This window comes from Aeromonas sp. R10-1, from assembly GCF_040908465.1.
Lineage (GTDB): Bacteria > Pseudomonadota > Gammaproteobacteria > Enterobacterales > Aeromonadaceae > Aeromonas > Aeromonas caviae.
In genome coordinates this window covers 1-12,031 of the sequence record NZ_JBFODT010000033.1, presented here as the reverse complement: position 1 = coordinate 12,031, position 12,031 = coordinate 1, and the positions used below count along the sequence as shown (strand labels likewise).

The 12,031-nt window shown below is 57.4% G+C and carries 13 protein-coding genes; 3 read left to right on the top strand and 10 right to left on the bottom strand.

Translation table 11 applies throughout. The features are described from left to right. Positions 1–111 precede the first annotated feature (111 nt). Genes AB5Y93_RS15965 through AB5Y93_RS15955 form a run of 3 tightly spaced genes read right to left on the bottom strand, consistent with a single transcriptional unit; the run spans position 112 to position 2,775 of the window. Positions 112–840, bottom strand: a complete 729-nt coding sequence (locus AB5Y93_RS15965) for a terminase endonuclease subunit (RefSeq protein WP_368229811.1) — start codon at positions 838–840, stop codon at positions 112–114. Positions 841–843: 3 nt separating this feature from the next. Beyond that, positions 844–1,893 (bottom strand): phage major capsid protein, P2 family, encoded by a 1,050-nt coding sequence (locus AB5Y93_RS15960; RefSeq protein WP_253584950.1) that lies wholly within the window; start codon positions 1,891–1,893, stop codon positions 844–846. A 9-nt stretch (positions 1,894–1,902) separates the two neighbouring features. Then, a complete protein-coding gene (locus AB5Y93_RS15955; protein ID WP_368229810.1) occupies positions 1,903–2,775 on the bottom strand; it encodes a GPO family capsid scaffolding protein in 873 nt (290 codons plus the stop codon). Between the two features lie 175 nt (positions 2,776–2,950). Between AB5Y93_RS15955 and AB5Y93_RS15950 the strand changes: the two genes are divergently transcribed. Genes AB5Y93_RS15950 through AB5Y93_RS15940 form a run of 3 tightly spaced genes read left to right on the top strand, consistent with a single transcriptional unit; the run spans position 2,951 to position 6,089 of the window. Beyond that, on the top strand, positions 2,951–4,765 hold the full coding sequence (locus tag AB5Y93_RS15950) for a terminase family protein (RefSeq protein WP_368229809.1): 1,815 nt from the start codon (positions 2,951–2,953) through the stop codon (positions 4,763–4,765). Continuing rightward, on the top strand, positions 4,762–5,778 hold the full coding sequence (locus AB5Y93_RS15945; protein ID WP_368229808.1) for a phage portal protein: 1,017 nt from the start codon (positions 4,762–4,764) through the stop codon (positions 5,776–5,778). Before AB5Y93_RS15950 ends, AB5Y93_RS15945 begins: the two co-directional genes overlap by 4 nt. 59 nt (positions 5,779–5,837) lie before the next feature. Continuing rightward, complete coding sequence (locus AB5Y93_RS15940) at positions 5,838–6,089, top strand: ogr/Delta-like zinc finger family protein (RefSeq protein WP_368229807.1); 252 nt, start codon at positions 5,838–5,840, stop codon at positions 6,087–6,089. 112 nt (positions 6,090–6,201) lie between these two features. Here the strand turns inward: AB5Y93_RS15940 and AB5Y93_RS15935 are convergent, their stop codons facing one another. The 7 genes from AB5Y93_RS15935 to AB5Y93_RS15905 all read right to left on the bottom strand — a co-directional run bounded on the left by AB5Y93_RS15935 (position 6,202) and on the right by AB5Y93_RS15905 (position 11,939). Next, a complete protein-coding gene (locus AB5Y93_RS15935) occupies positions 6,202–6,792 on the bottom strand; it encodes a DUF6680 family protein (protein WP_368229806.1) in 591 nt (196 codons plus the stop codon). 78 nt (positions 6,793–6,870) lie between these two features. Beyond that, complete coding sequence (locus AB5Y93_RS15930) at positions 6,871–7,227, bottom strand: hypothetical protein (RefSeq protein ID WP_368229805.1); 357 nt, start codon at positions 7,225–7,227, stop codon at positions 6,871–6,873. A gap of 73 nt (positions 7,228–7,300) precedes the next feature. After that, positions 7,301–8,308 carry a hypothetical protein gene (locus AB5Y93_RS15925; RefSeq protein WP_368229804.1) on the bottom strand — a complete coding sequence of 336 codons (1,008 nt, stop codon included), beginning with the start codon at positions 8,306–8,308 and terminating at the stop codon, positions 7,301–7,303. Positions 8,309–8,559: 251 nt separating this feature from the next. Further along, positions 8,560–9,153: a hypothetical protein gene (locus tag AB5Y93_RS15920; protein ID WP_368229803.1), complete on the bottom strand. Its 594-nt coding sequence runs from the start codon at positions 9,151–9,153 to the stop codon at positions 8,560–8,562. Then, complete coding sequence (locus AB5Y93_RS15915) at positions 9,146–11,449, bottom strand: replication endonuclease (protein WP_368229802.1); 2,304 nt, start codon at positions 11,447–11,449, stop codon at positions 9,146–9,148. The genes AB5Y93_RS15920 and AB5Y93_RS15915 overlap by 8 nt, the downstream gene beginning before the upstream one ends. After that, positions 11,446–11,703: a hypothetical protein gene (locus AB5Y93_RS15910; protein ID WP_201997606.1), complete on the bottom strand. Its 258-nt coding sequence runs from the start codon at positions 11,701–11,703 to the stop codon at positions 11,446–11,448. The genes AB5Y93_RS15915 and AB5Y93_RS15910 overlap by 4 nt, the downstream gene beginning before the upstream one ends. Continuing rightward, positions 11,700–11,939, bottom strand: coding sequence for a hypothetical protein (locus AB5Y93_RS15905; RefSeq protein WP_223950028.1), 240 nt, complete (start codon positions 11,937–11,939; stop codon positions 11,700–11,702). Before AB5Y93_RS15905 ends, AB5Y93_RS15910 begins: the two co-directional genes overlap by 4 nt. Between the last annotated feature and the right edge of the window lie 92 nt (positions 11,940–12,031).

Below are 12,031 nucleotides of genomic sequence, written 5' to 3'. Positions count from 1 at the left end.
GGTTGAATGGGTGCACCCCTGTAGCCACGCAATTGCCGCTGGGTTCGCCAGAGGCGGTCCATGGCATTCGCGCCGGGGTGCGACGGCGCGGAGAGTCGGTTTGTTCCGGTGTCAATGCTCCGGGTTCAGCGCCCGCAGGCGCATGGCAATCTTTTGGCGCAAGGTGCCGACGCCCACCTTGCTGTGCAGCTTGTCGGCCTGGGCCAGCCAGTGATCGGCCTGCTCCAGGGTGGCGCTGTCCCCCAAGGCGCTTGGGCGGGGCTGGCCGTCGTGGTCGCGCAGCAGCAGGCAACCCGCCGCCTTGAACCACTTGGCGGTCAGCCGTTCGTTGAGGCGCCAGTCATTGCGCACCTTGTCGAACACCCGGGAGAACCAGGGCTCGACGGCATGCCCCTCGGCCGCCTGCTTCTCGGCCCACTCCAGCACGGTGTCGGCCACGAAGTGGGCCCAGTCGCGCTTGATGTTGGCCGGGGTGCGTTGGCCCTGGGCAATGGCGAGATCCGCCCAAGCGATGCCGGCGTCGAAGTCGCCGACATCAAAGGCCCAGATGATGAGGCGCTGGAACAGCTCGTTCTGATAGGGCTGGCCGGACTCAGCGACGGCGGCCAGATAGCGCTCCACATAGGGGCGGTACTTGGGCATCAACTCATCGCGTTTCATGTTCACCCGATCCCCGATGCGGGCCAGCTTGCGCAGCCGGACCATGTCCTGCTCCAGGGCAATCAGCTGCAGGTGCAGGCTGTCAGCCACCGCGCCGGTGGCCACGCCTGAGCTGGCGGCCTGCTGGGCCCCCTGCACGGCGTGCACGCGCTGCTTGTGACGTTGACCGGGTGAGCTCATGGCTTAGGCCTCGGGAGCCGCCGGTGCGGCGCCGATCTCGATGTCGGCCTCTTCAAAGCCGCCATAGGCCAGGTGCTCGCCGAGGGCATAGCCTTCCATGCGCCAGTACTGGTTATCGAAGCACTTCTTGTCCTGGTTATCGTCCGCCTTGCGCTTGCGGGTGCCGCGCTGGGTGTAGATGTGCAGGTTGTCCAGGGTGGTGACCACCATTCGCTTGCCCGGGAAGAAGGGCGGAATGTAGGCGCGGCGCCCGGCGATGGACTCGGCCAGCTTCTGGGCGGCGATCTGCTCGCTCGGCTTGGTGGCCTCGCTGTAGAGCTTGGCCTGGGCGGCAGCGATGAGGTCGGTACCGACCAGCACCACCAGACGCGGGTCCTGGCGGAACAGGGGATCGATGGTGGTGTTGATGAGGTCCGAGGCCATCTCGTCCAGGGTCTTGTAGTCCCCCTTGCCGTCCGGGTCGAAGTAGATCTTCTTGCCGGCCTCGGCCTTGATGATCTGGCTACCGTCGTTCCACTCGCGGGCGATCTGGTGCCAGCCCTTGTTGACGTCTTCCCCCAGCGGGTGTTCGACGGGATCGGTATCGGCGGCCGCTTCCACGCCGTTCCAGCCGACCCGCAACATGTCCAGGGCAAAGGCCTTGTTGATGAAATCGCCCACCAGGCGCAGGAACTCGCCCTCGCTACCGGCGTTGGCCCAGACGCACAGGGTCGCCCAGTCCAGCGAAGCGCAGGAATCAGTCTCGGTCAGCTCGTAGGTGTTGCCATCGACGCCGATCTTGCCGTTGAAGCGGCCGTTCTTCTTGCGGCCGGTGAACAGCTTGCCGATGCCAACCTGCACCACTTGGCCCTTGATCTGGTCCACGTCCAGGCAGGTGATGAGGCCGAGGAATTCGACGGAGGCGAGCAGGGCTGCGCGCAGGCCGGTTTCCACCGGGCCGGTGACGCTGAACTGCTTGGCCAGGGCGTTGACGGGGATGCCGTAGGCCTTGGCCAGGGCATTGCTGTATTGCTCCAGGCGCTGCATGGCCTGGACGGTAAGAGTCTGGCTCACGGTCGCTCCTTAATAGACTGCAGGGGTATCGTCACCGCCGAGGGCGCCCGGGCGCTGGCCCGGCTTCTCGACAGAGAACTGGTCGATCTTGCCGTTCAGCTCGCCGAACTTGTCGGTCAGGCTGGCGAGGGTCTGTTCCAGCTTGCTGAACTGCTCGGTGGTGATGCCGGGCTTCTCTTCCACCTTGTCGGGTTCGGTGGCCGTCGGAGCGGGTTGCTCGGGGGTGGGCTTGGTCTCCAGCTTGGCGCTGAATCCATCGATCTTGGTGCCAAGGCCATTGAGGGCCCCCAGCATCTGATCGAACTGTTCTTTGGTCATTTCCTCATCCTCGGGTTGGCTGGAGGTCGGTTGGGGGGCTTGCTCGCCGTGGCTGGCCAGAAAGCTGAAAAACTTGGCGATCAGGTCATCGGCTTTTTCGTGCTTGGGCAGCTTGAACATGGAGAGGTCCAGCGGCTCGCTGGTGCCAACGGCCTGCCCCTTGTTGCTGTTGCTGAATTTGAGATGGGTGGTCCCGATGCTGGCCGGCTCGTCGGTGACGCCGAGGCCCAGCAGGTAGGTGCGGCCCAGATCGGCGAAGTTCTCGAACGGCTCGATGGAGCAGAACTGATACTGGCCGCTCTGGTTCCAGTAGATGAGATCCCGATTCGGGCAGAGGATGGCGAACAGCTTGAGCTTGCCATCCACCTCTTCGGTCTTGAGGGCCTGCACGGTGCCATAGCTGGACCAGCGATCGTGATCGGGCCAGATGACGGCGGTGTAATAGGTCGGGTCGTAGGTCTCGGCCATGTCGGTGAGCCAGTCGCGGGTAATGTCCCGCCCGTCCACCGCTTTGCCTTCGGTGGCGATACAGACCCAGCCAGTTCTCAAGGTTGATTCGTTCATGCCTGCTCCCAAGTGATGCGGGCTCAGGCTATCGGGTCGGCAAGGGGGTTTCACGCTATGGTGTTCGGCAGGATTCGGATCCAGCAGGAAATCCGAATTGCTCAGAACATCAGTGGGATAAGTGGGGGGAGGGGGCTGGCTATGATGGCGCCATCATTCACCGGATGGAGGCGCCGTGGCGTACCCCGAAGAGATCCGCAATGCGGCGAAGGGACTCTACCTTAAACGATGGACACCCCAGGAGATCAAGGACGAACTGGGGCTCAATTCCTGTCGCATCATCTACTACTGGGCCGAAAAGCTCGGCTGGCGCGACCTGCTGACCGAGGAAGCGGTCGAGGATGCCATCGCTCGCCGGGTGCAGGTGTTACTGCATCGGGAGAAGAAAACCCCGGGCGAGCAGGAGGAGCTGGACCGGCTCATCGGCCACCATGTCAGCCTCAAAGAGAAGGCGCTCAAGTGGGCCGAGCGCGAGCAGGCCCTCAAGGTCCAGCGTGAGCAAGGGCATGAACCCGGGCCCAGCCGTGGCAAGCGTGAGCAAAGCCGCCAGGCTGGCGGCAGTCGCAAGGGCGGCAAGAAGGCCAAGAACGAGATCGGCCACCTGACGGCCGATGACTTTGCCGAGTGGCTGGGCACCCTGTTTGGCTATCAGTTGCGGGTGCGGGAGGCCAAGAACGACCCGGCACTGCCGCGCACCCGTAACATCTTGAAGTCACGCCAGATCGGCATGACCTACTACTTTGCTGGCGAGGCGCTGGAAGATGCGGTACTGACCGGCGGCAACCAGATATTCCTGTCGGCCACCCGCGCCCAGGCAGAGGTGTTCCGCTCCTACATCTGCAAGATTGCCCAGACCTTCCTCGGTGTCACCCTGACCGGCAACCCCATCGTCCTGTCGAATGGGGCCGAGCTGCATTTCTGCTCCACCAACTCCAACAGCGCCCAGTCCCGCTCGGGTAACGTCTACATCGACGAGTATTTCTGGATCCCCAACTTCGAGAGGCTGTCTGACGTGGCCAGCGCCATGGCAACGCAATCCCGCTGGCGCAAGACCTACTTTTCGACGCCATCGAGCAAAGTTCACGAAGCGTACCGGTTCTGGACGGGGGATCGTTGGAAGGGTCAGCGCCCGAGCCGGGTGGCGATCGACTTCCCGGGTGAAGATGACCTGCGCGACGGAGGCCGTATCTGCCCCGATCGGCAATGGCGTTACGTCATCACCATTGAGGATGCCATTCGCCTCGGTTGCAACCTCATCGACATCGAGGAGCTCAAAGACGAGTACCCGGAGGAGGTGTTTGATCGCCTCTACATGTGCCGGTTTATCGACGACGCCTTGTCTGTGTTCAAGTTCCAGGACATGGAACGGGCAGGGGTAGACCCCAGCCGGTGGGAAGACTACAAGCCCGGGCGGCCTGACCCGTTCGGCCGACGTGAGGTGTGGATGGGCTACGACCCGAGCCGTACCCGCGACAATGCCACCCTGGTGGTGGTCGCCCCGCCCACCGTCGCCGGCGAGCGCTTCCGGGTGCTGGAAAAGCACTACTGGCGCGGGCTCAACTTCCAGTTCCAGGCCCAGGAGATCACCCGCATCGCCAAGAAATTCCGGGTCACGTACCTCGGGGTCGACGTCTCCGGCATCGGCGCCGGGGTGTTTGACCTCTTGAAGCCGGTGTTCAAAGGGGTGTGCCACCCCATCAACTACAGCATCGAGAGCAAATCGCGACTGGTGCTCAAGATGATCGACGTGGTGGAGGCGAATCGCATCGAGTGGGACAGCTCGGATCGGGACATTCCGCTGGCGTTCCTCGCCATCAAGCGCAGCACCACCGGCGGCGGTCAGATGACGTTCCGAGCCGCCCGGGACAACGTGACCGGACACGCAGACGTGTTTTTTGCCGTCGCCCACGCAGTGGCCAATGAGCCCCTCGATACCCACCGCAAACGCAAATCCACCTGGGCAACCAGCCAGGAGAAAAAGGCAGCATGACCAAGCGACAGAAACAACAACCGGCCCAGGCGGTCGCCTCACCCAACCGCGGCGCCGTGGCTTTCAGCATGCCGGAGGCCATCGACCCCACGGCCTGGATGACCGATTACACTGGGGTGTTCTACAACCCCTATGGCGAGTATTACCAGCCCCCCATCGAGCGCAAGGGGCTGGCCAAGGTAGCCCGGGCCAACGCCCACCATGGGGCCATCCTGATGGCGCGGCGCAACATGGTGGCGGGACGCTTCACCAACCAGCGCGCCACCATCACGGCGTTCGTGCACAACTACCTGCAGTTCGGCGATGCGGGCCTGCTTAAAATTCGCAACGGCTTTGGCCAGGTGGTGGGGCTGCACCCGCTCTCCAGCGTCTATCTGCGCCGGCGCGAGGATGGCTGCTTTGTCTACCTGCAGCAGGGCAAGCCGAACCTGATTTACCGACCGGAGGATGTCATCTGGCTGGCCCAGTACGACCCCGAGCAGCAGGTTTATGGCATGCCCGATTATCTGGGGGGCTTGCAATCGGCCCTGCTCAACCAGGACGCCACCCTGTTTCGGCGCAAATACTTCCTCAATGGTGCCCACATGGGGTTCATCTTCTACGCCACCGACCCGAACATGGATGACGACACCGAAGAGGAGATGAAGGAGATGATCGCAAGCAGCAAGGGGGTGGGGAATTTCCGATCCATGTTCGTCAACATCCCAGATGGCAAGCCCGACGGCATCAAGCTGATCCCGGTGGGGGACATCGCCACCAAGGACGAGTTCGCGGCCATCAAGGGGATCACCGCTCAGGACGTGCTGACGGCGCACCGCTTTCCGGCGGCGCTGGCCGGCATCATCCCGACCAATGGCGGGGGCGGGCTCGGGGATCCAGAGAAGTACGACGCCACCTATGCCAGGAACGAGGTGCTGCCGCTGTGTGAGCTGGTGCAGGACGTCATCAACACAGCGGGACTCCCTCGCTCCCTCTGGGTCGATTTTCGGGAGAATGTAGGTTCGACTGTATAAACAAACAGTGTTTGCTGTGGCAAAATAGGCTGTTGATTTGGATAGAAAAGGGGGGCGTAATGCGGGTTTATTGCAAAGTGTGTGGCCAGCGGGGCCGCATTACCAAGACCAACCGACTGAGCGATGATGTCTCCGATCTCTATTGTCAGTGCACCGATGCCGAGTGTGGCCACAGCTGGGTGGCCACCTTGTCGTTCGCCCACACCCTAAGCCCCTCGGCCAAGACCACCAACCAGCTGGTACTGAGCCTGTTGGGCTCGCTGACGCCAGAGGGGCGGCAGATGGTACTGAAAGGACTGGGGGCGCAATAGCGCCCCCAGTTGTTATATTCTATTCCTGCTGAACCGATATATTTGATCTAGTCGGGATCTAACCAGCATCGTGAAAGATTTGAACGTATACTTTTATACTATCTCCGTTAGATTATTTGTGCTCAGATGTTTGCTGCTCCTCAGTGGTTGGAAGGTTTACAACATACATGGGCAAAGGACGCCCTTTATTTACCACTTGATTGAGACCATCAAGGATGGCCAGTTGTGTATTTTCAAGGTTTCCATGAGCGATTGGGCGATAACAGTCTCTTTGCAGTTGGACTTTGTCGTAGTCATAGTCAAGACATTGTGCGATTGCGTATAGTAAATTGGTGAACAGCTCATCTGATTTTTTTGCCCAAAGATCAATAGACTCATAATCGTCTTTTTGATTTAGATGACTGTTGTAGATTTTCCAAGCGTGCGTTACTGCCTGTTCATGAGATGATTGATAGCGAGTCCTAATAAAAGGTAGCATTCGACCATAAAACTCAATATCAATCATGTTTAGAGCCTTTACATGATCTCGATTGAGACGCTCTGCTCTGGTCGACATTAGAGTTTGGAAAAGAGACATCCTACGGTTTTTCTTTTCCTTAAGTGCTTCTATTATTTTTTGAGCTTGTACGGCAAAAATTGGTCCCAGGATCACAGCAGTTGTCATGATCACATCTTTGGAATCCATGTCTATATTTTCGAGCATGTAAACATCCCTTTATTTTCATCGTATTTAGTCTAAGCGAGCGGTTAGTCCGCCCCAATAAAATAAATAATCGTATTATTAGCTTTCAATCCCAAGAAGCTTGGGGATGCTGGCTGCTATGGCGCCGATAAGTACCCAAGCTAACTGCATTGCTGCCTTACCAAATTTATGCCAAAGAGTTTGTTGCGAAAGATAATCTGACCATTCAAGAAGTGCGGAGGCCCCCGCTGGGGTAAGTGCTATCTCACTGACAATAGACATGGTTCCTATTGCTTGTCGGCCATCTGAAAGCAGACCAGCATCGATAAGCTCTTTCACTATACGGCGGAGATTTTTGTCTTCTGTAATTTTGTGGAGATTAGGAATATTGCCTTTGGCAGCTCCATGCAGTACGGAAACATACGCTTTGAGTGTTATTTTTTCCGGTAAGTCCATACAGATACTCTCTTTTTAAGGCTAAGTTATACTGAAGTGTCGGAATGTAGTGATGTCCAGTTTGAACACTTCATCATGTGTTTTTTATGAGTTTAGTTATTATTAACGGTGCTTGTGCATTATAGGAATAATCCTGTTCCCATCTGGCAATGTCAATATTGAGGCCATCATTAATATAGATCAAGAAAATCAAAACTTTGATGTTGCCATTCTGTTTATAAAAGTCAGACAATCCAGAAAGTGTCTTCAGAGTACTAGCAACCTCACTAGTAGTTCTAATATGCTTCATTTCAATAATTATCTGACTGTTAAAAAAACTAAAGTCAGAGAGTTTTTTACTGCCATCATAGATAATTGCAACCTCTTCTCTCGCCATATTAGGGATAAACGGCCTGCATACAATTTCGAATAAATCTTGGAAGTCATATTCTGTTTTTAAGTTAGTTATCCATGAGTCTTTAGCTTGCCCACGAGAACTAGAGAATTTACTCTTCACGAAAATCATGCGTTCAGCTACGGTCAATAAAAAATGGGCCGCAGTGCGTAAATCTTCACCAATTATTGGTAGCGTAGGCAGTCCAATTATTTCTATTTCTTTTAGCTTGTCTTCATAGCTGCTTGCTTTGTAAAAAGATGAAGGTAGGCAGCTCATTTTAAATTCAGCATCCTTCCTAAATACAAAGAAAGGTTTGATGTCAGCTGGCTCAATAAATCCAGTTTTGTTATCCCAAATTAAAATCGCGTCTAACCTTTCTATTAATTCTTGCTGTGTGCTGTACGATATATAGCTTTCATTTGCACAACTCGTTGCTATGCCACCTGACACCGTAAATAAATCTAATATTGGGTCACTCTCGATGGCAGTTCGTAGATCAGCCGGTCTAATATAGTCAGATGTTATAAGTAATAAATCGATGTCTGATCTAAAACTTTGGTGAGGATATCGCCTAGAACCAAACAAGTAAATTTGATTGATAGAGCTAAAACTATCAATCAAATAATTTAGGTCGGTTAGTAAAAATATGCTTTGATCATGATTATTTGTTATTTCTTCAATTTCTTTTTTATATTTTTCGTACATATATAGGCCATGGTTAATAGAGTGTCAATTAAACTGAATACAGTATTAATACTGTTGATGTAGTATTTCTTAATGCATCATTCCATTAATGTCACGGATAAGGTAATTTAAAGTGATGGTATTACTTAACCTTATCAATTGTCTAGGCACATTCGCTTTATTTCTTGATTTAGCGATAATAGCAAGGCGGCGAAACAAGAGAAGGGAAAGGAGGATATCTGGTTGCTACATCAGTTGGCTCTGAACGGTATTTACTTCAAGTGATTTGGCGGCGGTTTCCAGATCTGACAGTGGCCCGCCACTACCTGGTGCACAGCTGGTCTGTAATTGGGGTTGAGCCGTTCGGCGGCCCCAGGGTTGGCGCGATCAGTCGGGCTACCCGGTGCTATCCAGAGAGTGCGGCCTGTACTGGCGCAGCGGATAGTGCCGCTCTGGTCGATGTGCACAGGTACCAGGCCCTCCACAAGGTAGTGTTTGCCCACGGTGCGGCCATCGGCGGAAAGCATAGGGATCATTGGCTGGGATGCGAGTCGTTTAGCCATCAGCTTGGGAGCCTTCTGGCGGCCGAGAATGGCTTGAGGTAGGAGAGGGAGCCCCACCCGCTCCAGCCGGTATACTCGGCGCATCATGGCGATGGCCACCCCTCTGATATGAGGCGGTTGCTGTTGCAGCCATTCAAGCATCTGCTCAGGCGACCATGCCGGGGTGCCGTCAATCTGGGGCCCCATCCGGTATATCTGGCTCTCCAATGTCTCAAACTGCGGCGCCGTCAACGGCCTGTAGGTATGGGGTGTGGCGGGCAGTTCGCCCTGCAGGGCTTCCAACCTGGCAAAGATGTTAGTCACACACTACCTCGCTCATCAGTTCATCAAACAGAGGGCTCGGCGCATCGTGTTGCTCGGCCCGGTCCAACTTATCCAGCACGCGCCAGAGCTCACACCGATATGGATTGGGCAGCGCTGCGATCCACTGCTGGCATGCCGCGAATCCGCAGGCGTTGAACAGCTCGTAGCAATCCATCACCAGTGTCGGCCAATGTTCATCATCGGGGGAAATGGTGTCGGGCTGTTCGTCCGGTTCTGGTGTCCCGACCATGGCACGCAGCCATTCCAGCTCGATAAGGGGATCGTCATCGCCCGATGGGGTCAAACGACTCGACTGCACCTGCCCGTTCTCCAGCCAGAGGGTGAAACCGTCTGCCGTGACGTTGGCGCCAGCTCGCAAGCGGTCGATGGAAAAGGGCGATAACCCCCATTGTTCCTTCATGATCTGGTCTGCGAAGGCATCAGGATCCGGCCGCGTACAGTTATTGTCAGAGCTCCAAGGAGCCGGGCTGTCGCCCGACTTAACCCCAATACCCCAAGCCGAACCCTCGGCGGCCTTGGTGGCCTCGAAGGTACCGGCGGGCACTACTTCCCACCCTGTCAAACGGGTGCGTACACCCAGGCGGGCGGTGTGCAGGCCCATCAAGCGTTTGATGTCTTCGCCGTAAGCGTTGGCCTGCTCCTCGATGAGGTGGGCCAACTTGATGGGGTGTTCGGCCCGGGTCGCCAGGGCGCCACCCATGGCCTGCAGATAGCAGCGGAAAATCCCGTTATCCGCGGCAAAGCGGGCGGCCTCAAAGCGCGGGTCTTGCAACACCGGTTTGGGCGGCCCCACCAGATCGCCATACTTCTTGGCGTTGCTGATGCGGCGCAGCTCTCGCCATACACCGACAGGGGCTCCGCCGATCTGCTGAAAGGTGCGGATCCCCCACCAACTGGCCCAGGCACATGCATGCTTGGCGCCTTGATCAGCTGGGGTGTCAGACTCCTGATCACCATCCACATGCTCACCGTCGATGTTCTTGGCAATATAGGCGGCGATGTAGCCGGTGGCATCTCCCTTGGCCGGGTCTATCTCTTTCCAGTCAAAGCGGGGAGTGATGTCGGTGAAGGGCGGGCGCCCCTGGATATCGCGCACCAGCTCTTGATGATCATCGGTGAGGGCATAGCGTTGCAGGGTGCTGATCACTCGCCATTTGTTGGCAGGGCGCATAAAGAGCAGCATGTGCCAGTGCGGGGTGCCATCGTGATGTGGCTCGCACACCCGAAAGCCGTAGACGGGGGTATCTGCTCGCTTGAGAGCGGCCCGAGTCAGGCTCCATAGCTTGGCCAGATAAGCGCAGGTTTCTCGCGGCGTTGCCCCTTCATAGCGTTTGTTCTCTACGGTCTTGCCGTCGTGTCTCTGTGTCCAGGCATGAAAGCGGCTCGGCGCAGTCCAGGTGAAGAAGACCCCCACATGCCCTTGTTCTTCGGCGTAATCCTCAAAGCCGCGCATCCGCACCATCATCTCGTTGCGGCGGTTGACCGGGTTGGCGTTGCTGGCCTCCCAGCAATCCTTCATCGAGATCACCAGGTCATGCTGTTCGTTCATCACCTCCGACTCGGCCAGCCAGCGCATCATGGCGCGCTTGCGCTCGCGTACCACCTTCATGGTGGCATTCGACACATAAGCCGATACCCCCTTGCGCACCTTGCCGAGCACGATGTTGATGTGCTCCTGTAGTCTGTCCCAGGTGCGGTTGATGCGTTTTTCCCACCACTTGGCAGAGAGCAGGCGCACCATCACGCTCAGGATCCAGTTATCACGCACCTCCTCGGTTTTGAATTCGGGCAACTCCCCTATAAAGCCCCACTGGACGGCAGGCTGGCGGATGGCTTCCCATGTCAGCAGCAGATCCGGCTCATCGCCGGCTTTGATGCCCTGCTCGATGTTGTGCCAGATGGCGGCCGTCTGGTTGGCGAACTGATGCGCCACCCGCTTGCGGCTCTCTTCATCGCGCAAGGCCTGCGGGTCCACTGGCAGGGCCTGGATAAGGCCGCGCACCAGCTTCGTCCGCTCACGAAGCCAGATGTTGCCATTGCGGGCATGGCGGGTGCTGCCATCTTTGCGGCGTCGCACGTATTGCTTGAACAGGGTCAGGCTGAGCTGGGGGGAGAGGCCATCGAGAACTTGCACGGCCCACGCCAGATCAGATTGGCCGGGTACGCCAACGAAAGCGGCGTCAAGATTGACGCCGGGTAGAGCATTGGAAAGGGTATCGATGCGCTGCCGCAGTGTCCTTTTCGACAGCGGCAGCCTGGTGGTTGTTCGACTCATTGGATGGCGGTACCAGATAACAAGCTGATGCGGGATTGGCAGCCCTGGATGCGCTGCTGCGCATGGGCTTTCATGCGGCGGGCTGCCGCACACTGGCGCAGCAGTAGCGTGATACTGGCCCGGGGTCGGGCTGGTAGCCTGCGCGCATTGGCCAGCTCCCGTTGATATAGACGCAGCCGCGCTGCGTCTTCCCGATAGGTCTCTTGCCAGCGGTGCATCAGGCTGGTCAGCTCCTGTTGCAGGTGATGGGTCACTGGATCACCTCACCTTGTCCGTGCAGCGGGGCGCACTCGCGCCACCAGTCGCCAATCTCCCGGGCCAGGGCGGTTTCACCCTGACCCAACGCCAGCCAATAGACGGATCGCACGGCCCCGAGTGCCAGCAGCTCCCGGGCGATGTCTCTATCCCCCCGGGCTTCACCACCGGCGGCGATAAACTCGGCGCGGGCTGCCAGCCAGTGAGTGACCAGCGGGCCATGAGTCGGGGCCATGGCTGGCCCCTCTTCGTCATCGTCCTCACCGCTGTCGTCATCCAGCAGGGCGGCCGGATTGCAGGTGGCGACCAGTTGGAGCTGGATGTATT